This is a genomic window from Parabacteroides acidifaciens (assembly GCF_003363715.1).
Classification (GTDB): Bacteria; Bacteroidota; Bacteroidia; order Bacteroidales; family Tannerellaceae; genus Parabacteroides; species Parabacteroides acidifaciens.
Map to the genome: position 1 here is coordinate 38,182 of NZ_QREV01000025.1, position 26,338 is coordinate 64,519.

Annotated in this window: 17 protein-coding genes and 1 pseudogene; 16 read left to right on the top strand and 2 right to left on the bottom strand. The window is 51.8% G+C overall.

Features of this window, described 5'->3' with window-relative positions:
- The first annotated feature begins 380 nt into the window (after positions 1-380).
- Positions 381-1,400, top strand: coding sequence for an alpha/beta hydrolase (locus tag DWU89_RS11510; protein ID WP_244205897.1), 1,020 nt, complete (start codon positions 381-383; stop codon positions 1,398-1,400).
- Positions 1,401-1,542: 142 nt separating this feature from the next.
- Complete coding sequence (locus tag DWU89_RS11515; protein WP_115499798.1) at positions 1,543-3,087, top strand: sensor histidine kinase; 1,545 nt, start codon at positions 1,543-1,545, stop codon at positions 3,085-3,087.
- Here the strand turns inward: DWU89_RS11515 and DWU89_RS11520 are convergent.
- Positions 3,065-3,792: pseudogene (locus tag DWU89_RS11520) on the bottom strand (DUF169 domain-containing protein). The gene DWU89_RS11515 and the pseudogene DWU89_RS11520 overlap by 23 nt on opposite strands.
- 272 nt (positions 3,793-4,064) lie before the next feature.
- Between DWU89_RS11520 and gltB the strand changes: the two are divergent.
- From gltB to asnB, 3 genes are all read left to right on the top strand, one after another.
- The gene (gltB, locus tag DWU89_RS11525) at positions 4,065-8,672 is read left to right on the top strand and encodes a glutamate synthase large subunit (RefSeq protein ID WP_187574934.1); all 4,608 of its coding nucleotides are present in this window, start codon (positions 4,065-4,067) and stop codon (positions 8,670-8,672) included.
- A gap of 202 nt (positions 8,673-8,874) precedes the next feature.
- Positions 8,875-10,302: a glutamate synthase subunit beta gene (locus DWU89_RS11530; RefSeq protein WP_115499799.1), complete on the top strand. Its 1,428-nt coding sequence runs from the start codon at positions 8,875-8,877 to the stop codon at positions 10,300-10,302.
- 33 nt (positions 10,303-10,335) lie between these two features.
- A complete protein-coding gene (gene asnB, locus DWU89_RS11535) occupies positions 10,336-12,000 on the top strand; it encodes an asparagine synthase B (protein ID WP_115499800.1) in 1,665 nt (554 codons plus the stop codon).
- A 49-nt stretch (positions 12,001-12,049) separates the two neighbouring features.
- On the opposite strand, the gene DWU89_RS11540 is transcribed toward asnB, so the two are convergent.
- The gene (locus DWU89_RS11540) at positions 12,050-12,388 is read right to left on the bottom strand and encodes a cupin domain-containing protein (protein ID WP_115499801.1); all 339 of its coding nucleotides are present in this window, start codon (positions 12,386-12,388) and stop codon (positions 12,050-12,052) included.
- 107 nt (positions 12,389-12,495) lie between these two features.
- Between DWU89_RS11540 and DWU89_RS11545 the strand changes: the two genes are divergently transcribed.
- The 11 genes from DWU89_RS11545 (at position 12,496) to DWU89_RS11600 (ending at position 25,719) form a co-directional block, all read left to right on the top strand.
- Complete coding sequence (locus tag DWU89_RS11545; RefSeq protein WP_115499802.1) at positions 12,496-14,136, top strand: alpha-L-rhamnosidase-related protein; 1,641 nt, start codon at positions 12,496-12,498, stop codon at positions 14,134-14,136.
- A gap of 525 nt (positions 14,137-14,661) precedes the next feature.
- A complete protein-coding gene (gene dapF / locus DWU89_RS11550) occupies positions 14,662-15,489 on the top strand; it encodes a diaminopimelate epimerase (protein WP_115499803.1) in 828 nt (275 codons plus the stop codon).
- 64 nt (positions 15,490-15,553) lie between these two features.
- Positions 15,554-16,783, top strand: coding sequence for an LL-diaminopimelate aminotransferase (locus DWU89_RS11555; RefSeq protein ID WP_115499804.1), 1,230 nt, complete (start codon positions 15,554-15,556; stop codon positions 16,781-16,783).
- Between the two features lie 107 nt (positions 16,784-16,890).
- A complete protein-coding gene (locus DWU89_RS11560) occupies positions 16,891-17,607 on the top strand; it encodes a TorF family putative porin (protein WP_244205896.1) in 717 nt (238 codons plus the stop codon).
- Between the two features lie 156 nt (positions 17,608-17,763).
- Positions 17,764-18,120: a P-II family nitrogen regulator gene (locus DWU89_RS11565; protein WP_115499805.1), complete on the top strand. Its 357-nt coding sequence runs from the start codon at positions 17,764-17,766 to the stop codon at positions 18,118-18,120.
- A gap of 114 nt (positions 18,121-18,234) precedes the next feature.
- Positions 18,235-19,503: an ammonium transporter gene (locus DWU89_RS11570; RefSeq protein ID WP_115499806.1), complete on the top strand. Its 1,269-nt coding sequence runs from the start codon at positions 18,235-18,237 to the stop codon at positions 19,501-19,503.
- 104 nt (positions 19,504-19,607) lie between these two features.
- Positions 19,608-20,642 (top strand): aspartate--ammonia ligase, encoded by a 1,035-nt coding sequence (gene asnA, locus DWU89_RS11575; protein ID WP_115499807.1) that lies wholly within the window; start codon positions 19,608-19,610, stop codon positions 20,640-20,642.
- A 198-nt stretch (positions 20,643-20,840) separates the two neighbouring features.
- The gene (locus DWU89_RS11580) at positions 20,841-23,027 is read left to right on the top strand and encodes a glutamine synthetase III family protein (RefSeq protein WP_115499808.1); all 2,187 of its coding nucleotides are present in this window, start codon (positions 20,841-20,843) and stop codon (positions 23,025-23,027) included.
- A 176-nt stretch (positions 23,028-23,203) separates the two neighbouring features.
- Complete coding sequence (locus DWU89_RS11590; RefSeq protein WP_167451670.1) at positions 23,204-23,473, top strand: hypothetical protein; 270 nt, start codon at positions 23,204-23,206, stop codon at positions 23,471-23,473.
- A complete protein-coding gene (locus DWU89_RS11595) occupies positions 23,452-23,775 on the top strand; it encodes a type II toxin-antitoxin system RelE/ParE family toxin (protein ID WP_115499809.1) in 324 nt (107 codons plus the stop codon). Before DWU89_RS11590 ends, DWU89_RS11595 begins: the two co-directional genes overlap by 22 nt.
- Positions 23,776-23,787: 12 nt before the next feature.
- Positions 23,788-25,719: an NAD(+) synthase gene (locus DWU89_RS11600; RefSeq protein ID WP_115499810.1), complete on the top strand. Its 1,932-nt coding sequence runs from the start codon at positions 23,788-23,790 to the stop codon at positions 25,717-25,719.
- Positions 25,720-26,338 lie beyond the last annotated feature (619 nt).

Consider the following 26,338-nt stretch of genomic DNA (forward strand, 5'->3'; position numbering starts at 1 on the left):
GCGGTCTTTCCGGTTTCCGGCAATCAAATTGTACGCTTTTTGGAATGAGCTCGGCACCTCTTTTTATAGAGTGTCAACCGGAAGGGTTAAAACCGTGAAAAGAGTCAATCCAAAATCGATCAAGATTTCGGATGAAATAGAAAAACGGCCTCAAAAGGAGGTTATTGTATATCTTGAGAATTTATCTATCGTATTATGAATACAAAATCAACACCGTCGTGCGTTGAAAATCTGTAAAATTGGTAGTTCAATCCGTAATTTGTCTAACGCCGGAACAGTTGAGCTGCACTACCTTTGTTCACATCATTAATTAAAGAATAAACGACATGAGGAAGATACAAGCAATCGCTATTCTGATGTTCCTGACGTTTACGAATGTCATGGCGTCGGGAATAATTACGGTACATAACATAAAATCAACAGATATGGATACATTGGAATTAACGCAGGAATGGGACAAGACATTCCCGCAGAGTGACAAAGTGGAACATTCGAAAATTACGTTTCACAACCGCTACGGCATCACGCTTGCCGCAGACCTGTATAAACCGAAAAACAGACAAGGCCGTTTGGCTGCCATTGCGGTAAGCGGCCCTTACGGAGCTGTAAAAGAGCAGGTGTCGGGCCGCTACGCCCAAACCCTTGCCGAGCGTGGTTTTCTGACCCTTGCATTCGATCCTTCGTTCTATGGAGAGAGCGGCGGTACACCCCGCTACCTGACCTCGCCCGAAATCAGCACGGAAGATTTCAGTGCAGCGGTCGATTACCTGATTACCCGCAATGATGTAGATCCACAGCATATCGGCATCCTTGGTATCTGCGGATGGGGAGGATTCGCTCTCAATGCTGCGGCCAACGACCCGCGTATCAAGGCTACGGTAACATCCACCATGTACGACATGAGCCGCGTGAATGCCAACGGATATTTCGATGCCATGAGTGCAGACGACCGATACAAGCTGCGCGAACAGCTCAATGCCCAGCGCACCGAAGATTATCGCAACGACAGTTACGAGCTCAACGGCGGTGTGGTCGATCCTGTTCCCGAAGATGTCCCGCTCTTTGTCCGTCAATACCACGACTATTATAAAACTGCAAGAGGCTATCATCGTCGTTCGCCCAACTCCAACAAAGGAATCAGCAATATCAGTTCCTTAGCGTTCATCAATATGCCGCTCCTCTCCTATATCGGTGAAATACGCAGCGCTGTCCTGATGATACACGGAGCCGAAGCCCATTCTCGCTATTTCAGCGAAGATGCCTACAAACGATTGACGGGCGACAATAAAGAGCTTCTGATTATCCCCGGAGCTAATCACGTCGATCTGTATGACAACCTCGATGTGATACCTTTCGACAAAATAGACGGGTTCTTCAAAAAAGCCTTGAAAGAAAAATAAATCCTGAACTTCTGAACAAAACACATCGAGCCCCGCAGTAAATACGCTGCGGGGCTTTGCTTTTATATTTCAAAAATCATTTGCTTTTCATACCTTTATAATCAAAGAATGTATATATTTGCCTAACGTTAAAATTTCACTTATGAGAATTTCATACATTATTATCACCCTCATGATCAGTTTTTGTGCTACCCCTCAGGCACAAAACAAAGCGGAAGAATGGATGCAACAAGCACAAAGTAGTCTGGAAAAGAAGGACTACACGAAAGCCCGCTATCTTTTTATCCAAGCCTATAAAGGGTTGGCAAATGAAGGCAAGTACACACAAGCAGTCGAATGCGGGACACAAGCCGCCTCCCTCTATTACAGGGAAAACTACTATCAGGAAGCATTCGACCTTTGTCGGCAGATGAGCCAGATAGTGGCAAACGAAGAGCAGGCCGGACAAAAAAAGCTTTATGACCTGCGCTTCCTGATCACAAAAGAACGCCTGCAAATGTATATCAAGCTGAGAAATGCGGCGCAAGCACAACTCCAGTTAAACACGTTGGACAACCTGGCCAGTGAATCCGGCAGCCCCGGGCTGTCCGAAAACCTGTTGTACACAAAAGCGGACTATTATTATACCTTCGGGCAGAACGCCGAGGGGGACGCCGCATTCAATAAACTCATCAGCCAGTACCGGGAGAAGAAGGAATACGGTAAAGTCAGCGAATGCTATAAAAACCTGATCTCGATTGCACGCAAAAGCAACAACATCCCGCTGATGGAGCAGACATACGAAAAATACATGGTATGGACCGACTCGGTAAAAGCGCTTACTGCCGAAGACGAATTGGGCGCCTTGCAACAGAAATACGACAGCAGCCAGCAAACCATACAGGAAAAAGACGGCAAGTTAGCCAGTAAACAATATATAATTGCCGGACTTTGCACGCTTGCTGCCATTCTGATTGCGGCACTGGCATTCCTGGCATTCCTGGTTTTACGTTTCGTCATCCTCAACAGGAAACTCAAAAAGATTATCCATACGATCACCGAGCACAGCGAACAGCAGACCGGATTTATCCAAAGCATCTCGGCCCAGATGGCACCGACGCTAAATAAAATGGACGAATCCGTAGCCGGATTACAGCCAGCCGACTCCGGGCAGGCAAAAGCCATACAGGCCCGTATCGACGCCCTGAAACAGTTCGGGGTCCATATACAGGAGCTTTCTGCCCTTGAAAACTCGATGCTGGAAACATACGAGGTACAATCTTTCAGTGTCAGCACTTTCTGCAAGAAGGTGATGGAAAAGGTAAAAGAAGATATACGCCCTGAAGTAGAAGTCGTAACGGATGTTCCTCAGATCGAAATAAAAACCAATGCCGAACAGTTGGAACGTATCCTGCTTCATCTCCTGAAAAACGCGGCGATCTACACGACATCCGGTAAAATCAAGCTCGAATTCAAGAAAAAAGGAGCGCATATCTGCCAGTTCATCGTCACCGATAACGGCCCGGGCATCCCTGCCGAAAAACAGGAAAGCCTCTTCAAGCCTTTCTCTGAAATCAAAGACCTGGCTGACGGTGACGGATTAGGACTGCCACTCTGCTCTTTGATTGCCGGCAAGATGAATGGTACGCTTTCCATAGATGCCGAATATAAAAAAGGATGCCGTTTTATTCTGGTGTTACAGGTGTAGACTCCATTCTTTCTTTTATTTTTTTCCAGGCATGCGTATCGAACAGGCAACTGCTCCTCATCGTATCATACATTTCCCGGAACCGGGACATCGGTATCATAAAACTGAGAATATCCGGTTCAAAATAGGGACGTACGGAGGGATCGAAGAAGCCGATAAAGGTACGCCTGCCTCCTCTTACATTTTCAATAACCGCTTGTGTGACGACAGCACAGCAACCGGAACCGAACAAGGAAGTGACGGCATCCTGCGCGTTATTATCGAAAAAGGCCAGGTCGCTAAGCCGGAAAGCATATCGGGTGTTGCTAAAAACAAAATGCCTTCCAGGTTATCGAAGCTATCCACCTTATCCAACCGGGCAAAATTCAGATATTCCACCTTTGCCTTAGGGACCTGTAATTCTTCAATGAACCCGGAAACCATTTCCGGTGTCTGTTTATATTTTTCCTTCAAAGAGACAAAGCCGGGTATCCGGTCCGGCATATCCGTGAAGCCGGTATAAAACTTACCTCCGCCACAGCCGATCGTTTCCAGGCTTAAGCTGACCGTCTGTCCGCTCCTGACATCTTTCATACATTTAAAGAGGCATCCACCGATCTTGTCAACCGGGTTTACAGGTTGCTCCGAATACCAGAAAACAATCGGCATATCGACTTTTTCGCCGAATGCCTCACGGAAGTTGCTGAGAAATATATGTATATCCATAATGCTGATAGATTGATTAGTTTCCCCAAATATACGAAAAACAGAATAAACAGCCTAACACATCTTTCACTTTTAAAGAAAACAGCAAGAATACTGTTACAATTTATCACCTAAACACAAAGTTTACTTTCAATCAGAAAGCAGACAGCTTTCCAATCCAAAAAGACTTTCTTAAAACTTACTTACATGTATTACATTTTGAAACACATATTCTATCTTTGTCAAACATTTTGACAGACAAAACAAGTATTACACAAACATAAGGTCAACAAATGATGAAAGAAAGAAGCCATTTGAACAACAAGCAAGGATTATACGACCCTGCCAACGAACATGACGCTTGCGGTGTAGGGCTGGTCGTTAATATCCACGGTGGTAAATCGCATGACATTATCGAGTCTGCCCTTAAGGTATTAGAAAACATGCGGCACCGCGGTGCAGAGGGTGCAGATAACAAGACCGGTGACGGTGCAGGTATTCTGCTGCAAATCCCTCACGAATTTATCTTATTACAAGGTATTCCCGTACCCGAAAAGGGCAAGTACGGAACAGGACTGGTCTTCTTTCCGAAAGACGAAGCACAGCGGTCTTCGATCCTGAGTATCATGATCGAGGAGATCGAGAAGGAAGGACTTACCTTGATGCACCTCCGCAAAGTTCCCGTCAACACGGACATCCTGGGAAAAGATGCACAGGAGACGGAACCGGACATCAAACAGGTGTTCATCACCGGATGCGACGACCAGGAGGCATTGGAACTTAAACTCTACATCATCCGCAAACGGATCGAGAAACGGGTGGCGGATTCCGACATCCCCGGTAAGAAGGATTTCTATGTGGCATCACTCTCCACAAAAAGCATAATATATAAAGGTATGCTGGAGTCGATGCAACTGCGTCACTACTTCCCGGACCTGACCAATCATTACCTGACAAGCGGACTGGCACTGGTACACTCCCGCTTCAGCACGAATACATTCCCGACGTGGAGCCTCGCACAGCCGTTCCGGTTGTTGGCACACAATGGGGAGATCAACACGATACGCGGGAACAGAGGTTGGATGGAAGCGCGGGAAAGCGTTCTTTCTTCCCCCCGCATCCCGAATATCGACGAGATACGCCCGATCATCCAGCCGGGCATGAGCGACAGTGCCTCATTGGACAATGTGCTGGAATTTTTCGTGGCTTCCGGTATGAGCCTGCCACATGCGATGGCGATGCTGGTTCCGGAGAGCTTCAACGAGAAGAACCCGATATCGGAAGACCTGAAAGCCTTCTACGAATACCATTCGATCCTGATGGAACCCTGGGACGGTCCCGCCGCTCTGCTCTTCAGTGACGGACGGTATGCCGGAGGAATGCTCGACCGTAACGGCCTGCGCCCCGCACGCTACCTGATTACCAAGAACGGCATGATGGTCGTGGCATCCGAAGTGGGTGTCATGGACTTCGAACCGGGAGAGATACAGGAGAAAGGACGCCTGCAACCGGGTAAGATCCTGCTGGTCGACACCGAAGAGGGCAAGATCTATTATGACGGCGAACTGAAAAAGCAACTTGCCGACGCACAGCCTTACCGCGTCTGGTTAGCAAACAACCGCGTGGAACTGGATGAACTGAAGTCCGGCCGCCGCGTGCCGCATACGGTTCCGGAATACGACAGGATGCTACGCACGTTCGGCTACAGCCGCGAGGACATCGAGCGGATCATCACCCCGATGTGTACCGGCAGCGCCGAACCGGTCGGCTCGATGGGTAACGACACGCCGTTAGCTGTCCTCTCCGACCGTCCGCAGCTCCTCTTCAACTACTTCCGCCAGCAGTTCGCACAGGTGACGAACCCGCCGATCGATCCGCTCCGCGAAGAGTTGGTGATGAGCCTGACGGAGTATATCGGCGCCGTAGGAAGCAATATCCTGACTCCGGACGAGGCCCATTGCAAAATGGTCTGCCTCCCCCATCCGATACTGACAAACACACAACTGGATATCCTTTGCAATATCCGCTATAAAGGCTTCAAGTCCGTCAAGCTCCCGATGCTGTTCGAAACAGCGCAGGGCAGTGAAGGGTTGAAAGCCGCCCTGGACCAACTCTGTAAGCAGGCCGAACAGTCGGTCATCGACGGCGTAAACTACATCATCCTGAGCGACAAGAATGTGGATGCGACACATGCGCCCATTCCCTCGCTCTTGGCCGTCAGCGCCGTACACCACCACCTGATCTCCGTCCAGAAGCGCGTCCAGACGGCTCTTGTCGTAGAGACCGGCGAGATGCGCGAGGTGATGCACGCCGCCCTGCTGTTAGGCTACGGGGCAAGTGCGATCAACCCTTATATGTCGTTCGCCATCCTGAAAGACATGGTCGACCGGCAGGAGATACAGCTCAACTATGAAATGGCCCGCAAGAACTATATCAAAGCGCTCTGCAAAGGCCTGTTCAAAGTGATCAGCAAAATGGGTATCAGCACGATCCGCAGCTATCGCGGAGCCAAACTGTTCGAAGCGATCGGCCTCTCTAACGAGTTGGTGAACACCTACTTCGGCGGGACGGCCAGCAGCGTAGGCGGTATCCGCCTGCAGGAAATCGCCGCCGACGCGATCGCCCTGCACCATCAGGCCTTCGGCGACACGGTAGACACAATACTCGAACACAAAGGCATCTACAGCTACCGCAAAGACGGCGAGAAGCACGCCTGGAACCCGGAAACGATCTCCGCCCTGCAACTCTCTACCCGCTTGGGCAGCTACAAGAAATTTAAAGAATACACACACCTGATTGACGACAAGGATGCCCCGATCTTCCTCCGTGACTTCCTGACTTTCCGCCGCGGTAAGTCCATCCCTCTCGACCAGGTGGAACCGGCCGGCGAAATCATGAAGCGTTTCGTCACAGGCGCCATGAGCTTCGGCTCTATCAGTAAGGAGGCGCACGAGACGATGGCAATGGCGATGAATAAGATACACGGCCGCAGTAACACCGGGGAAGGTGGTGAAGACGCCGCCCGCTTCGCCCCCCGCGAAGACGGCCTCTCGCTCCGCTCCGCCATCAAGCAGGTGGCTTCGGGACGTTTCGGCGTGACAGCCGAATACCTGGTGAATGCCGACGAAATACAGATCAAAGTCGCCCAGGGTGCCAAGCCGGGTGAAGGCGGACAGCTGCCGGGCTTCAAGGTGAACGACGTGATCGCAAAGACACGCCACTCCATTCCGGGCATCTCCCTAATCTCGCCTCCTCCCCATCACGATATCTATTCGATCGAGGACCTGGCACAACTCATCTTCGACCTGAAGAATGTCAACCCGCATGCCGAGATAAGCGTCAAGTTAGTATCCGAGAGCGGTGTCGGCACGATTGCCGCCGGTGTGGCGAAGGCAAAGGCAGACCGCATCATCATCTCCGGTGCGGAAGGCGGAACGGGGGCATCGCCTATGAGTTCGATCCGCTATGCCGGACTGCCGCCCGAACTGGGACTGAGCGAGACACAGCAGACGTTAGTGATCAACAACCTCCGCGGACAGGTCCGCCTGCAAACCGACGGACAGTTGAAGACGGGCCGCGACATCGTCCTCATGGCCATGCTCGGAGCCGAAGAATACGGCTTCGCCACCTCCGCCCTGATCGTACTGGGTTGTGTCATGATGCGCAAATGCCACATGAATACCTGCCCGGTAGGTGTCGCTACGCAAAACGAGGAACTGCGCAAACGTTTCCACGGCCGCTATGAATACCTCGTGAACTTCTTCACCTTCCTCGCCGAAGAGGTCCGGGAATACCTGGCCGAAATGGGCTTCACGAAGCTCGACGACATCATTGGACGAACGGACTTGCTTGAACGCAAACCCCTTGTCCCCGCGCTCGACGCGGGGCCGCAGAAGGAGGACCGTTATCAGGTTAGTTCTAATGCGATCCCGCGTCAAGCGCGGGAACGGGGCAGCTATGCGTCCGGTAAATATGCACTGCTCGACTTCTCGAAACTGCTCTACATGCCGCAGCAGGCCGCCGCGAACGCGATCCGCCACACGACGGCGCAGGTACACCTGATCGATAACGTGAAGGACCGCGACATCATCCGGCACGCCATGCCAGCCATCGAGCATCAACACGAGATCTCCCTGGATTATGCCATCGCCAACACCGACCGCTCGGTAGGCGCCATGCTCTCCGGCGAAATAGCCAAACGCTATGGAAACGCCGGACTTCCGGAACATACGCTCAACATTAAGTTCAAAGGATCAGCCGGACAGAGTTTCGGCGCCTTCCTTGCGCACGGTGTCAACTTCCGCCTCGAAGGGGAAGCGAACGACTACCTGGGCAAAGGCCTGAGCGGGGGACGTATCAGTGTGATGCCTCCGGTCCGTTCGACTTTCATAGCCGAGAACAATACGATCGCCGGAAACACCGGGATGTACGGGGCTACGAGCGGCGAAGTCTATATCAACGGATGCGTGGGCGAACGCTTCTGCGTGCGTAACTCCGGCGCGATCGCTGTCGTCGAAGGAGTCGGCGACCACTGTTGCGAATATATGACGGGCGGCCGCGTGGTCGTCCTCGGCGAAACGGGACGTAACTTTGCCGCCGGTATGAGTGGCGGTGTGGCCTACGTCTGGAATCGTAAGGGCGACTTCGACTATTACTGTAACATGGAGATGGTCGAACTCTCGCTGATCGAAGACAGCACCACACGCAAGGAGCTGCACGAACTGATCCGCAAGCATTACCACTTCACAGGCAGCCACCTGGCAGGCAAGATGCTGGATAACTGGGATAAATATGTCGATGAATTCATTCAGGTAGTCCCGATCGAATACAAGAAAGTATTGCAGGAGGAACAGATGAAGAAGCTGCAACAGAAGATCGAAGAGATGCAGCGCGATTATTGACATGCAATGAAGAGGGGAAGAATGTGTCAAAAGCCCCTTGTCCCCGCGCTTGACGCGGGGCCGCAGAAGAACAGGCCTCATCAATCAGTTGTTTATACGGTCGGTTTTAATGCGATCCCGCGTAAAGCGCGGGAACAGGACAGTTTTGACACACCCCCAGATAAATATAGATAAGATAATTCATTAAACAAAGACAACAACAATGGGAAATCCAAAAGCATTCCTCACCATACACCGGCAAGAAGCCGGCTATCGTCCCGTTCACGAACGCATCGACGATTATAGCGAAGTAGAACAAACGCTGAACAGCAGCGACCGCCGCACACAGGCTTCGCGCTGCATGGATTGCGGCGTACCTTTCTGCCACTGGGCCTGCCCGTTAGGCAACAAGCAGCCGGAGTGGCAAGACCTGCTGTACAGGGGAAAATGGCGCGACGCCTACCGCGTACTCGAACAGACGTGCGACTTTCCCGAGTTTACCGGACGCATCTGCCCCGCCCTTTGCGAGAAAAGCTGCGTGCTGAAACTCTCGTGCGACGAACCTGTCACGATCCGCGAGAACGAAGCCGCTATCGTGGAGGTAGCTTTCCGCGAAGGATTCATCCGGCCCGTGCAACCCGTCCGCAACGGCAAGCGGGTGGCCGTGATCGGCAGCGGCCCTGCCGGACTGGCGGCAGCTAACCAATTGAATCGCCGCGGCTATGAAGTGACGGTCTTCGAGAAATACGAGTTGCCGGGCGGCCTGCTCCGCTTCGGTATTCCGAACTTCAAGTTAGGGAAGAACATCATCGACCGCCGCATCCGCCTGATGGAACAGGAAGGGGTCGTCTTCAAAGTCAATACGCTGGTCGGCAGTGAAGTGTCGGCCAAAGAGATAGCCGCGACGTTCGACGCCGTCTGCGTCGCCATCGGAGCCGAAGTGCCCCGCGACCTGCCGATCGAAGGGCGTAATCTGAAAGGCGTTCATTTTGCTCTCGAACTGCTGGCGCAGCAGAACCGTCTGTTGGAAGGCATCGCGATCCCACCGAAGAGCGTCATCAATTGCAAAGGCAAGAAAGTCCTCGTGATCGGAGGCGGTGATACGGGTAGCGACTGTGTCGGGACAGCCAACCGCCACGGTGCGACCAGCGTGACGCAGATCGAGATCATGCCCCAACCGCCCGTCGGACACAATCCGGAGACGCCCTGGCCCATGTATCCGCAGGTGCTGAAGACGAGCAGCAGCCATGAAGAGGGTTGCACGCGCCGTTGGAACCTCGCCTCCGTCCGCTTCATCGGCGACAAGAACATCCTGAAAGGCGTAGAGGTGGAAGAAGTGGAATGGCTACCAGCCAAGGACGGCGGTCGCCCGGAAATGCGCAAGACCGGCCGTACGGAGGTAATCGAGGCTGACCAGGTCTTCCTCGCCATGGGCTTCGTCCATCCCGAACAGGAAGGGCTCATAAAGGAACTTTCCCTCGCCGTCGATGGTCGCAAGAACATCGCAGTCGCCCCTACTACCAATCAGGTTGCCGGCACGAACATCTTCGCCTGTGGCGATGCCGTCAGCGGTGCCAGCCTCGTCGTCCGCGCCATGGCCTCCGGCCGTCAAGCCGCAAAAGCAATCGACAACTATTTAAGAGATAATTAATTTTCAATTTTCAACTTTCAACTTTCAACTACCATGTGTGGCATTACAGCAATCTTCAATATCCGCAGCGGCGCCGACCAGCTCCGCCAGCAAGCCCTGAAAATGAGTAAACGCATCCGTCATCGCGGTCCCGACTGGAGCGGTATCTATCAGGGCCGGACCGCAATCCTTGCCCACGAACGCCTGTCGATCGTCGATCCCGCATCCGGCGGACAGCCGCTGAAAAGCAAAGACGGCAAACTGATCCTGACCGTAAACGGGGAAATATACAATCATCGCGAACTCCGCGAACAACTGAAAGACGAATATGAGTTCCAGACGGGAAGCGACTGTGAAGTGATCCTCGCCCTCTACCGCAAGTACGGTGTGAAGTGCATGGAAATGCTGAGCGGCATCTTCGGCTTCGCCCTCTACGACGAAGAGAACGACTGCTACCTGATCGCCCGCGACCCGATCGGCGTCATCCCCTTATATATCGGCCACGACGATGAAGGGCATCTGCTTGTCTCCTCCGAACTGAAAGGGCTCGAAGGATTCGCCACGACATACGACCAGTTTCCTCCGGGACATTACTTCTACAGCCGTGACAAAGACTTCACCCGCTGGTATGTCCGCGACTGGTTAGAGTATGACAACGTCAAGGACAATCCCGCCAGCGTACAGGAGTTGCACGACGCCCTCGAAGCCGCCGTACAGCGACAGCTGATGAGTGATGTCCCCTACGGCGTCCTCCTTTCCGGCGGGTTGGATTCGTCCATTACCTCAGCTATAGCAAAAAAATATGCAGCCAAGCGCATCGAGACCGGAGGGAAAGCAGATGCGTGGTGGCCTCAACTGCACTCCTTCGCTATCGGTCTCAAGGGAGCGCCTGATCTGGTGGCAGCCAAGAAAGTGGCTGATTATATCGGCACTGTCCATCACGAGATAAACTACACGATCGAGGAAGGCCTCGACGCGATCCGCGACGTGATCTACTATATCGAAACCTACGACGTGACGACCGTCCGCGCCTCTACGCCGATGTACCTGATCTCGCGTGTCATCAAATCGATGGGTATCAAAATGGTGTTGAGCGGTGAAGGGGCCGACGAAGTCTTCGGCGGTTACCTCTACTTCCACAAGGCTCCGGATGCCAAGACCTTCCACGAAGAAACCGTCCGCAAGCTAAGCAAACTCTATATGTACGATTGTCTACGGGCGAACAAGAGCTTGTGTGCATGGGGAGTGGAAGGCCGTGTTCCTTTCCTGGACAAGGAGTTCTTAGATGTCGCCATGCGCCTGAACCCCGATGCCAAGATGTGTCCGGGCAGCGTGATCGAGAAGAAGATCCTTCGTGAAGCCTTCGCCGATATGCTTCCCCCGGAAATCGCCTGGCGACAGAAGGAACAGTTCTCCGACGGCGTCGGCTACAACTGGATCGACACGCTGAAAAAGATCACCTCCGAAGCCGTCAGCGACGAAGAAATGGCAAACGCCGCCAAACGTTTCCCCATCAACCCACCGCAGAACAAGGAGGAATATTACTACCGCACGATCTTCGAAGAGCATTTCCCCAGCGAAAGCGCCGCCCGCAGCGTGCCGAGCGTACCGAGCGTCGCCTGCTCCACCGCCGAAGCCCTCGCCTGGGACGCCGCCTTCCAAAATAAAAACGAACCCAGCGGCCGCGCGATAAAGGGGGTACACGAGGCAGCGTATTGATTTATTAAAAAGAGAATGGACGGCTAAAAGTTGTCCATTCTTTTTTATATCAAAGAAAATCTTCCCTCACCGGACTAAACGTATCGATCACCACGCCGGCTTCCAGGCATTTGCAGCCATGCAAGATGCCGGGCTTCATATATACACCGTCGCCGGGACGGACGGTCTTTGTCTCGCCATCCGTTGTAAACTCAAAGACACCGCTCGCCACATAAGTGGCCTGTGAATGCGGATGTGTATGCGGCGTGCCGACTGCTCCTGTTTCAAATTTCACTTTGACCATCATCAGATCGTCGTTATGCGCCATAATTTGCCGGGTGACGCCTTCGCCGGCCGGTTCCCAAGGCATCTCTGCCTCAAACTGAAAATTGTTGCTTTCGTATTTCATGATTTTGCAATTTATCTGAAGCAAAAATAACCGTTTTTTACTACATTTGATGCATTTCATGCACATGGAATAGAAATCGCATACTAATATATTTAGACCATACAAAAATGAAGAGATTTTTTTTAATCGCAGGGCTTGCCCTCCTCACGCTGGGATCGACCAGCCTGGCGCAAAGTGCGTACTTCAGCAACAGTAAAGAATGGCTCCGGAAAGCAGAAGCCTGCAGGCCGGAGTTGAGCTACCAAACGATCTCGCCCGTGAAAACCGTCCGTTCCGTGCAAGATGCAAAAGCCTTCCAGGGCTGGCGGATGGAAGATGCCGGAAGTACGGACATCCTGTTCAACGAACCCTTCAAGAAACATCCGAGCATCACACTGGACTTCGGGAACCATTACACCGGATTTCTGACTTTCTCCATCAAGCCTTTCGGACTGGTTGCCGCCGATGCTCCTGTCCGGCTGAAGTTCACGCTTGCCGAAGTACCGGGAGAATTGAATACCCCGCTCGAACCCTACAAAGGCGGACTGGCGCGCTCCTGGGTACAGGATGAAATCGTAACGATCACGAGTGTGCCTCACGAAATGACGATCCCACGCCGCCTGTCAGGCCGGTATCTAAAAATCGAACTGTTAGGCATATCCGGCAGCTTCGACTTCGTATTCGACAAGTTGACATTCAAAACACAAACATCAGTCACCAACGAGGCGCCCGCTTTAGCCTCCACTACAGAACCGATCATACAGGATATTTATAAAGTAGGATTGAACACCTTGAAAGAATGTATGCAGACCGTTTATGAGGACGGGCCGAAGCGCGACCGCCGCCTCTGGATCGGCGACCTCTACCTGGAAGCGTTGGCCAATGCCTATACATTCAAGAACCACGAACTGACGAAGCATTGCCTGTATCTACTTGCCGCCTTTGCCAACGACGAAGGTTTGCTGCACGCAACGCTGTTGGAGAAACCGCAGCCCCATCCGCAATACGGCACTCATACGCTGGATTATTGCCTTATATATAATGTTGCCCTTCTGGAATACCTGAAAGAGACGGGAGATACGGAAACGGCCGCAGACCTCTGGCCCGTCGCTGTCCGCCAGATCGAATTGGCGCTCCGCCAGTTTTCACCGGATTGGATTTATGACATGGACAAGAAGCCGCAGTACTGGCTGGTGTTCGACTGGAAAGACGGCTATGACCGCCAGGCATCCATGCAAGGATTAACGATCTTTGCCCTGCAACACAGCTATGAGTTGGCAAAACGATTAGGGAAAGAGAAAGAAGCCGGCGAATGGTTAACAATAGCCGGTAAAATGCAAAAAGCTGCCCGTCGGCACTTCTACGACAAGACGCTCGGCGTGATGGTCAGCGGTAAAGACCGGCAAGTGTCCTACCTGTCGCAAGTGTGGATGATCCTGTCGAACACCCTGAGCAAGAAAGAGGGAGCCAAAGCGATGGCAAATGTCATGTCGATGCCGGACGCCTGCTATCCCGGCTGCCCCTACGCCTATCATTATGTAATAGAAGCGCTCCTGCAATGCGGTATGCCGCAGGAGGCCCGCAACCTGATTACCGACTATTGGGGAAGCATGGTCAAACGCGGCGCCGATACTTTCTGGGAAGTATATGACCCGAACAACGACTACCTTTCGCCCTACGGCTTCTTTGTCATCAACAGCTATTGCCATGCATGGAGTTGTACGCCGGTCTACTTCATCAATAAATATCCGGAGATATTCCAGAAGTAAAAATGCCCGGCGCAAGCTGCGCCAACAACTTTACACCTCGAAAGTGACCGGCGCAAGCCGCGCCGACTACTTTACACCTTAAAAGCGACTGGCGCAAGCCGCGCCGACGACTTTACACCCTAAAAGCGACCGTCCCAAACCGGGACGGCAGCTTTACACCTTAAAAGCGACCGTCCCAAGCCGGGACGAGCACTTTACACCTTAAAAGCGACCTTCCCAAGTTGGGACGGCAACTTCAAACCTCAAAAGCGACTGTCCCAGGTTGGGACGACTACTTTACATCTTGAAAGCGGTCGTCCCGGCCTGGGACACCTTTTTAAGAAGGACAAACTTACAATTTCTAACACAAACCAGGTATTATCATTACGAATTATAACCAAAACATATCTATCAAAGATCAATCTGTCACCTGTAACATATTTTTTATACATCCGGACATACTTTATAGATATAATATATCAAAACGTCGTATATTTGCATAGTAACAAAACAAAAAGATACAATAAACAAAAGAAAAGCGGTAAAATGACAGAATTAATCAAGTTCACCAAGATGCACGGAGCCGGAAACGACTACATATACGTAAACTCAATGGCTTTCCCGATTGAGAACCCGGAAGAACTCTCCATCAAATGGAGCGCTCCGCACACCGGGATCGGTTCGGATGGATTAGTTCTGATTGGAGCATCGGAAGTTGCAGACTTCAGTATGCGCATCTTTAATGCAGACGGTTCGGAAGCCCTGATGTGTGGAAATGCCTCCCGTTGCATCGGCAAATATGTCTATGAAAAGGGGCTGACGGATAAGAAAACCGTCACCTTAGAGACTTTATCCGGCATCAAGGAACTGCAACTGACCACCAAAAAGACAGCAGACGGTTCACACGAAGAAGTGACCGAAGTCACCGTCGATATGGGCTCTCCCGTCATAGGGGAAACAGCTCTCGAAATAGAGGCTGGGGGCACATTCTACACCGGAACGGTCGTTTCGATGGGTAACCCGCATCTTGTCATCTTTGTAGACGATATCACCCAAATAGATCTTCCGGCAGTCGGACCGCTGCTGGAAAATCATCCGTTATTCCCGAACCGTACCAACGTTGAATTTGTTCAGATACTAAGTCCGGACGAAGTGAGGATGAGGGTCTGGGAACGGGGTTCCGGAATCACACAGGCTTGCGGAACCGGGGCATGCGCCACAGCCGTAGCCTGCATGCTGCACGGACGGACCGAACGAACAACAAAAGTCGTCATGGATGGAGGCCCTCTTACCATCCGGTGGGACGAAGGCTCCGGCAAGGTCTACATGACCGGCGGAGCGGTAAAGGTCTTCGAGGGCGAACTGGAAATATAAACACAAAAAGGGTACAGGTAGGCCCTGTCCCTCAGAACAACAACATAAAACAACAGATTGAAGTATGGCACTGATTAATGAACATTTCCTGAAACTGCAAAACAACTACCTGTTCTCTGACATTGCAAAGAAGGTAAACAGTTTCAAAGTGACACATCCGAAAGAAAAGATCATCCGCATGGGTATCGGCGATGTGACACAACCATTAGCCCCTGCCGTTATCGAAGCGATGCACAAGGCAGTCGAAGATATGGCGGGCAAGGATACATTTCATGGATACGGACCTGAACAGGGGTATCCGTTTCTGATAGATGCCATCATCAAGAACGATTACGCCAGCCGCGGCGTCTTCCTCGAACCCAGCGAAGTGTTCGTCAGCGACGGCGCCAAAAGCGACTGCGGAAACATAGGCGACATGCTTCGCCACGACAACAGCATCGGAGTGACAGACCCGGTCTACCCGGCCTACATCGACTCGAACGTGATGAGCGGACGGACCGGCGTGCTGGAAGACGGAAAATGGAGCGACGTGGTGTACATCCCCTGCACGGAAGCCAATAACTTCATCCCGGAACTGCCCAGCCGCCGCGTAGACATCATCTACCTCTGTTACCCGAACAACCCGACGGGGACGACGCTCTCGAAAGAGGAGTTGAAGAAATGGGTCAACTATGCACTTGCCAACGATTGCCTGATTATGTACGACTCGGCTTACGAAGCCTACATACAGGACCCTGATATCCCCCACTCGATCTACGAGATCAAAGGGGCCAAGAAGGTAGCGATCGAATTTCGCAGTTTCTCGAAGACGGCCGGCTTCACCGGTGTCCGTTGCGGTTACACGGTCGTACCGAAAGAGTTGAACGCCTTCACGCTGGCAGGCGAACGGGTTCCGTTGAACCGGATGTGGAACCGCCGGCAGTGCACGAAGTTCAACGGCACGAGCTACATCACCCAGCGCGGTGCGGAAGCCATCTACACCCCGGAAGGGAAAGAGCAGGTGAAGAAGACAATCGATTACTATATGACCAACGCCCGGATTATGAGAGAAAGCCTCCAGAGCTGCGGCCTCAGGGTGTATGGCGGCGAGAATGCCCCCTACATCTGGCTGAAGACACCAGCCGGCCTGACATCCTGGAAGTTCTTTGACAAGCTACTTTATGAAACGTATATAGTAGGGACCCCCGGTGTGGGGTTCGGGCCCAGTGGTGAGGGTTATCTCCGCCTCACCGCTTTCGGAGACAGAGACGACACGTTGGAGGCCATGGCCAGGCTGAAGAAGTGGTTGCTCTAAATTAACTGTCGATGCAAGAGGGGGAAACCGCGCAAACCTCCCCCTGACATATCCTGATAGCAAGGAAGCAGAGGCAAAGTGTTTAACGGTTATCACACAGGAAGAACATGATGAAAACAATTACTTTCAAGCGGACAGTTTTGTCCGCTACGGCTCTACTTATGTCTTTCTCAGTCTTTGCACAGGAAGAGAAGAAGTTTGAAATTGCGCCGGCTGCCGACCTCGTCAGCAGCTATGTATGGAGGGGAATGTATCAGACAGGACCCGCCATCCAGCCCAGCCTCAGCATGTCGTATGCGGGGTTATCTCTCACGGCGTGGGGCTCCACGGATTTCTCCTCATCTTCGGATGAGACGAAAGCAAAGGAATTCGACCTCACATTAGGATACGGAATCGGAGGATTCAGTATAGCAGTCACCGACTACTGGTGGTCAGGCGAAGGCGCCCGCTACGGACGTTACAGCACGGACCACTATTTTGAAGGGACAATCGGATACAACTTCGGCGAGAAATTCCCCTTGAGCCTGACCTGGAGCACGATGTTCGCAGGCGGCGACAAGAACCCCGAGAATGGCGACCGTTACTACTCTTCGTACTTCGAAGCAGCGTACGACGTCAATGTCTGGGGCATCAGTTTCCAACCCGCTGTCGGTATCTCGCCCTACAAAAGCCAGTATAGCGACGGTTTCGGTCTGAACAGTATCTCTCTTAAAGCAAGCAAGGAGATCAAGCTGTCAGAATCATTCTCGCTACCGGTATTCACACAGGTGATTGCAGCCCCGGAACATGACAACGTATTCCTGGTATTCGGGATATCCCTGTAAGGAAACAAAAACAGACATATTGGTTATCACAAAAAGAGAAGGAGCTTATAGAAAGCCCCGCCTGTTTATTGATTTTATAGAATGTTATACCGCAAACCATTCCTTGCTACAAAGGCAGGCTTTCTATACTCCTTTTCTCTAATAAAACATTAGGTTATGAAAAAGATTGAAGCAATAATTCGCAAGACCAAGTTTGAAGAAGTGAAAGAAGCGCTTCTCGAAGCAGATATAGAATGGTTCTCATACTACGACGTGAGAGGCGTCGGCAAAGCTCGCCAGGGGCGTATCTATCGTGGCGTCGTCTATGACACGAGCTACATCGAACGCATACTCATCTCGATCGTAGTGCGTGACAAGAATGTCGAGAAAACGATACAAGCCATTATCAAGGCAGCCCAGACGGGCGAGATCGGCGACGGACGCATCTTCGTCATCCCGGTGGAAGATTCCATCCGCATCCGTACCGGCGAACGGGGCGACATCGCGCTCTATAATGCCGAACAGGAGAAATAAATAATAATGTGCCAATAGGACAATGTGGCGCTTCGCTAAATGTGCCAATTAACGGCAACAAACTCTATCTCCATTGGCACATTGGCATATTAATCAATTAAACTATTATTTACAATGGATACAACATATACGATTACAGATTTAGCCCTATCGCTCGATACCGTGTGGATGCTGCTTGCAGCCATGTTAGTGTTTTTCATGCAGCCGGGATTCGCCCTTGTGGAGGCCGGTTTCACCCGTACGAAGAATACGGCTAATATCATGATGAAGAACCTGCTCGACTTTATGATGGGTTCACTGCTCTTCTGGGCCGTAGGTTTCGGCTTCATGTTCGGGACAGGAGGATTCATCGGGATGCCCCACCTGTTCAACTTCAGCTTCTATGATACGGAGCTTCCCGTCGCAGGGTTCCTGGTGTTCCAGACGGTGTTCTGCGCGACAGCTTCGACAATCGTTTCGGGCGCCATGGCCGAGCGGACGAAGTTCTCCATGTACCTGGCCTACACGATCCTGATCAGCGTGATTATTTACCCCGTCAGCGGGCATTGGACCTGGGGCGGCGGCTGGTTGATGAACGGCGAAGAAGGCTCGTTTATGATGAATACATTCGGTACGACGTTCCACGACTTTGCCGGCTCGACCATCGTACACTCCGTAGGCGGCTGGATCGCCCTGGTGGGTGCGGCCATCCTCGGCCCGCGTATCGGGAAATATGATAAAGACAAGAAATCGCGTGCCATACCGGGACATAACCTGGCGCTTGCCAGTCTGGGTGTCTTCATCCTCTGGTTCGGCTGGTTTGGTTTCAACCCTGGCTCACAGTTGGCAGCGTCGGGCGAAGGTAACCGTACGGCTATCTCCCACGTCTTCCTGACGACCAACCTGGCAGCCTGTGCGGGAGGTATATTCTCGTTGCTGGTGGCCTGGTTCAAATATAAGAAGCCGTCCCTTTCACTGACGCTCAACGGCGTACTGGCGGGTCTGGTAGGCATCACGGCCGGTTGCGACCTGGTGTCGCCGATGGGAGCTGCCATTATCGGAGCGATCTGCGGGACGGTGATGATATTCGCTGTCGACTTTATCGACCATGTGCTGAAGATCGACGACCCTGTCGGCGCATCCTCCGTACACGGTGTCTGCGGATGCCTCGGAACCATATTAACCGGCTTTTTAGCTACCGAAGAAGGGCTCTTCTACAGTGGCAGTGCGAACTTCCTGGGGGCACAGCTGTTCGGTGCCGTCGTTGTAGGCTGCTGGGCTGCCGGAATGGGCTATGTGGTGTTCAAAGGGCTTGATATGGTACACGGACTCCGCGTTCCGGCACGTGTCGAAGAAGAAGGTTTGGATATTTACGAACATGGTGAAACGGCTTACAACAGCTGATATGGATGTGGGGAGGATGTGTCAAAACATCCTCTCTCTAAAACACAAAAGCAAAACGACATTTTATAATAAGATTACAATCAACATTTAAAACTATAAAGATTATGTCACTTATCATTCCTAAAGATTACAAGCAAACGCTGACGCCTGAGACAACGGAACAGGCTATACGTATGTTGAAAACAACCTTCCAGGAGAAGCTGACGAAGGCGCTAAACCTGCGTCGCGTGACGGCTCCCCTGTTCGTCCTCTCGGGCACCGGTATCAATGACGACCTGAACGGCGTCGAACGTCCCGTCCGGTTCCCGATCCACTGCATGGGCGACCGCATGGCCGAAGTGGTCCACTCGCTCGCCAAATGGAAACGGATGAAGCTCGCCTCCTACCGCATCCCGGCAGGCTACGGGCTGTATACCGACATGAATGCCATCCGAGGCGACGAAGACCTGGACAACCTTCATTCCCTCTATGTAGACCAATGGGACTGGGAACGGACCATACGCCCGGTAGACCGCAATCTGGATTACCTGAAGAAAACGGTGCGCAGCATCTACTCCCTACTGAAAGAAATCGAGGTGATGGTCTATGACTATTATCCTCACATCACGCCTACCCTGCCCGACGACATCACCTTCATCCACGCCGAGGAGCTGCTCAGCATGTATCCCGGCATCAGCCCGCGCGAACGCGAGACGAAGGCAGCCGAGAAGTTCGGCGCAATCTTCATCATCGGTATCGGCGGCAAACTGGCCAACGGTGAGAAGCACGACGGACGCGCCCCGGACTATGACGACTGGAGCAGCGTCAACTCCGACGGCTTCAACGGCCTGAACGGGGATATCATCCTCTGGAACGACGTGCTGCAATGCGCCTTCGAGCTTTCGTCGATGGGAATCCGTGTAGACAAGGATGCGCTGGTACGCCAGCTCGACATCTGCGGCTGTCCCGAACGCAAGGAGCTGGAGTTCCACAAAGCGTTGCTCGAAGACCGCCTGCCGCTCTCCATCGGTGGAGGTATCGGACAAAGTCGCCTCTGTATGTTCTTCCTCCGCAAAGCCCATATCGGCGAAGTACAGGCTTCCATCTGGCCGGAGGAACAGATCGAGGAATGCAAACGGAACAACATCATATTATTATAGCAGCAAAGGGTAACGGGGAGGTCCCCCCCCTTGTCCCCGCGCTTGACGCGGGGCCGCAAAAGAGCAGGCCTTATCAATCAGTTGTTTATTACTGCCGGTTCTAATGCGATCCCGCGTCAAGCGCGGGAATGAGGGACTTTTGCCACCCCTTACCACCGGATAAATAATGAATAAACAATTACTATAAAATCAAGTATTATGTCAAAGTTAAGATTCAGAGTTGTAGAGTCAGCCTTCAAGAAACGGGCTGCAGAAGTATCGGCGCCAGCCGAACGTCCGTCCGACTATTTCGGGCAGAACGTATTCAACCGCGCGAAGATGTTCAAATATCTTCCCGAGAAAGCATACGAACGGATCACGGACTGTATCGACAACGGTGCCCCGCTGGACCGCGAAACGGCCGACGCCGTAGCAGCCGGCATGAAGAAGTGGGCGATCGAAATGGGTGCTACCCACTATACCCACTGGTTCCACCCGCTGACCGAGGGCACAGCCGAAAAGCACGATGCTTTCGTTGAACACGACGGCAAAGGCGGTATGGTCGAAGAGTTTTCCGGCAAGCTGTTGGTGCAGCAGGAACCGGACGCATCCAGCTTCCCGAACGGCGGTATCCGTAACACGTTCGAAGCACGCGGCTACTCGGCCTGGGACCCTTCTTCTCCTGCGTTCATCGTAGGCGACACGCTTTGTATTCCGACTATCTTTATCGCCTATACCGGCGAGTCGCTGGACTATAAAGTGCCTTTGCTGAAATCACTCGAAGCGGTTAATAAAGCAGCCACGGAAGTCTGCCACTACTTCAATCCGGATGTAAAGAAAGTATATTCCTACTTAGGTTGGGAACAGGAGTACTTCCTTGTCGACGAAGGCCTGTACGCCGCCCGCCCCGACCTGTTGCTGACAGGCCGTACACTGATGGGACACGAGAGTTCGAAGAACCAGCAGTTGGAAGACCACTACTTCGGTGCGATCCCGACCCGCGTCATGGAGTTCATGAAGGACCTGGAAATAGAAGCTCTCAAGTTAGGTATTCCATTGAAGACACGTCACAACGAGGTGGCGCCAAACCAGTTCGAGTTGGCTCCCATCTATGAGGAATGTAACTTAGCAAACGACCATAACCTGCTGGTCATGGCTCTGATGCGCAAGATAAGCCGCAAACATGGTTTCCGTGTCCTGCTGCATGAAAAACCTTTCAAGGGTGTGAACGGTTCGGGTAAGCACAACAACTGGTCGTTGGGTACCGACACCGGCATCCTGCTGATGGCACCGGGCAAGACGCCGGAAGACAACCTCCGTTTCATCACTTTTATCGTGAATGTCCTCATGGCTGTTTACCGCCACAACGGATTGCTGAAAGCCAGCATCTCGAGTGCGACCAACGCCCACCGTCTGGGAGCGAACGAGGCGCCTCCTGCAATTATCTCCAGCTTCCTCGGTGCACAGATATCCGAAGTACTGGAACATCTCGAGAAGAGCGAACCGGAGAACCTGATGCTGGCAGGCAAACAAGGCCTGAAGCTGGATGTAGCCCGCATCCCCGAATTGTTCATCGACAATACGGACCGTAACCGTACCTCTCCCTTCGCCTTCACCGGAAACCGTTTCGAGTTCCGCGCCGTAGGTTCGGAAGCCAACTGTGCATCCGCTATGCTTGTCCTGAACGCTGCCGTAGCCGAACAGTTGAAGATCTTCAAGGCTGAAGTGGACGCTAAGATCGCCGACGGCAAAGAGACATTCGCCGCCATCCTCGAAGTGATCCGCAAAGATATCAAGACTTGCAAAGCCATCCATTTCGACGGCAACGGTTACAGCGACGAATGGAAAGCCGAAGCTGCCCGTCGCGGCCTGGATTGCGAGACAAGCGTGCCGGTTATCTTCGACAACTACCTGAAGGAAAGCAGCATCAAGATGTTCGAATCGACAGGCGTCATGACCCGCAAGGAGCTGGAAGCCCGCAACGAAGTAAAGTGGGAGACCTATACGAAGAAGATTCAGATCGAAGCGCGTGTCCTGGGCGATATCGCGATGAACCATATCATCCCGACCGCTACGACCTACCAGACTTCCCTGATCGACAATGTTTACAAGATGAAAGACCTTTTCCCTGCCGACAAGGCCGCCGTTCTCTCTTCCCGTAACCTGGAGATCATCGAAGACATCGCCCACCGGACCAACTTTATCAAAGAGAAGGTAGACGAGATGATCGAAGCCCGCAAGGTTGCCAACAAGATCGAGAACGAACGCGAAAAGGCGATCGCCTATCACGACAATATCGTTCCGATGCTGGAAGCCATCCGCTACCATATCGACAAGCTGGAACTGGTTGTCGACGACCAGATCTGGACATTGCCGAAATACAGAGAGCTATTATTTATCAGATAAGTCTATAAGGGGCGGTACCATATCTCCGCCCCTCTTTTTATTATTCAGACAGTAGTTTTTTGTTGATTGTTTTGTGTTTGCAAGGGGAGTATGCTGTGAAGTATCGCTCCTCTTCTTTTTTATACCAGTCAAAATGCATACCTTTGGAGCATCATATACAAGAAAGGAGTCCTACTATGACAGCAATGGAACTACAACAATGGAAACAGAACTTTATCCGCGATTATCTGGATGAGATCGATAGCTTGGAAGTGATGGGTAAGCTGGAAAAGTATACAAAACGTATATTAAGCAAAAAGGCAGTCTCTCTCTCTCCTATTGCTTTCAGTATTGAGGAAGCAAATACCGAAATAGATATGGCAGAAAAAGAATTAAGCGAAGGAAAAGGCATCAAGGAAACAGAAATGCATCAATTCTTTGAAGAATGGAGACGAAATTTGAAGTAATCTGGGCACCGCGTGCACAAAGACAAGCTGATTTAGCCATTTCCTATTGTTTGAAGCAATTCGGCAAAAGAATCGCTCTCAAGTTTATAAACAAACTGGAGAAAGACAGCATACGCATCCGAAACAATCCTTATATCGGATTTGTAGAATCTGCTTTTGCTAATAGAGCAAAGCAATACCGTTCCTTGATTGAAGGATATTACAAACTCATCTATACCATAGAAGACAATTATCAAATACATATTGTCCTACTATGGGATTGCCGCCAGGACCCTGATAAACTCAAACACGCTATAAGATAAATAGAAACGAATATGAACTACGGATTTGTAAAAGTTGCCGCCGCTGTGCCACATGTACAGGTTGCGGATTGTTTTTATAATATAGAAAAGATAGAAAGACTGATGCGTCAGGCATCGGAAAAAGGCGTACAGATAATGGCTTTCCCGGAGCTGGCTGTCACCGCTTATACCTGCCTCGACCTCTTTGCCCAGCAAACACTGCTGGACAATGCTGAAAAGGCTTTGCTCAAACTGGTCAACGATACGGCAGACCTGGACATCCTGACCTTCGTCGGCATTCCGCTCCGGACGGAAAACAGGCTTTTCAACACGGCCGTCGCTTTCCAGGGAGGCAGAATATTGGGCGTCGTTCCTAAAACACATCTGTCCAACTACAAAGAGTTCCAGGAACAGCGTTGGTTCACATCCGCCCTCGAACTGCAAAAGCCGACGATCAATATCTGCGGACAGGAATATCCGCTCGACAACTATCTGTTGTTCAATTCAGGGCATATATCAGTCGGCATCGAGATATGCGAAGACCTCTGGGTGCCCGTTCCTCCCAGCTCACTGCTGGCCATGAAAGGGGCCAATATCATCTTTAATATATCGGCAAGCAACGAGCTGATCGGCAAGCATAACTACCTCAGTTCGCTGATCTGCCAGCAATCCGCCCGGTGCATAGCCGGATATGTCTATGCCTCTTCCGGCTTCGGCGAGTCGAGTACCGACCTGGTCTTTGCCGGAAACGGTATCATTGCGGAGAACGGCAACCTGCTTGCCAAATCGCCCCGCTTCACAATGGAGGAACAGCTTGTTGTCAGCGAGATCGACATCGAGACGCTGCAAAACGACCGGATGGTGAATAACAGCTTTATGCGTGGAGCCGCCGGCCTGCTGAAAAAGGAGACACAGACCATTGATTTCGAGGTTCGGGTTCCTGGCGGATTCGAACTGACCCGCCCGGTCGATCCGCATCCGTTCACACCTTCCGGTGATGCCCTGAAAGAACGTTGCGAAGAGATTTTCCAGATACAGGTAGCCGGACTGGCCAAACGTATCCTTCATGCGCACGCACAAACAGCCGTCGTCGGCATCTCCGGCGGCCTGGACTCAACACTGGCACTGCTTGTCACCGTCATGACATTCGATGCGCTGAAAATGCCGCGCGAACAGATCATCGGTATCACCATGCCCGGCTTCGGCACAACCGGACGTACCTACAACAATGCCGTCAACCTGATCCGCTCCCTCGGCGTAACCCTGAAAGAGATCTCGATCAAGGAAGCCTGCCTGCAACATTTCAAGGATATCAATCACGATCCGTCTGTCCACGACGTGACATACGAAAACAGCCAGGCGCGCGAACGGACCCAAATCCTCATGGACGTTGCCAACCAGGAAAACGGCCTTGTCATCGGAACCGGCGACCTTTCCGAACTGGCACTCGGCTGGGCTACCTACAACGGTGACCATATGTCGATGTACGGCGTAAACGGCAGCATTCCCAAAACGCTGGTCAAATATCTGGTCGAATGGGTTGCCAACAACCGCGTGGACGAGGCTTCTCGCCTCACTCTGCTGGACATCGTCGATACGCCTATCAGTCCTGAACTGATCCCGGCAGATGAAAACGGCAATATCAAACAAAAGACAGAAGACCTGGTCGGCCCATACGAATTGCACGACTTCTTCCTCTATCATTTCCTCCGCTTCGGCTCACATCCGTCCAAGATTTATTTCCTGGCACAGAAAGCCTTTGCCGGCGCTTATGACAATGCGACCATCAAGAAATGGCTATACACCTTCTTCCGCCGCTTCTTCCAGCAACAGTTCAAACGCAGTTGCTTGCCCGATGGCCCGAAAGTAGGTTCCGTCAGCCTGTCACCGCGCGGAGACTGGCGTATGCCGAGCGACGCGGTATCGAGGCTTTGGCTGGAAGAGATAGAAAGTCTTTCTTTATAAAACAGCAATTCTTATTTTTTCTCCCCGAACACGAAGGGAATGTTACAGGTCCCGTTTTTTTTTCGGACGGGAGCGGTTTTTTTTCAGACGGGAATCAGAAACGGGTGCCAGATGGTGCCAGATAAAATGCATTTTCGTAAACTTTTAAATAAATACTACATGACGTATGCTATAAAAGAGGCACACGTCGTAATTAAAAATATAAAAGTTACGGAAAACGCTTTTTATCTGGCACCATCTGGCACCCGCAGGTTAAAAAAGAAGAGACGCCTTTTACTTAATCGGTTGCTTATTAACACCTTGCATATTTCTCTTATTTACCCGTCTTTCTTTCGTACTCCCCATTTATCCGTTTTACCAGTACAAAAAGTGGGCTCAACTGCCGAAAAAAGGCATTTTTATGGCGTTTAGCAAGGGGCAAAATCCCCTGTTTTCAGCCGCTTTTCGAGTTTTCAGCCGTTCATACTCGTAGTAGATAAGGGCTAAAATCGGTCAATTTTCGCTATTTAAGAAGAAAAATGGTGTGCAGGAAAGTTCGGTTATAAGAAAAAGTGAGCTATCCCGTTCCCGCGCTCCGACGCGGGATCGCAAAACAGCCTGCCGCATCCTAAATCATCAT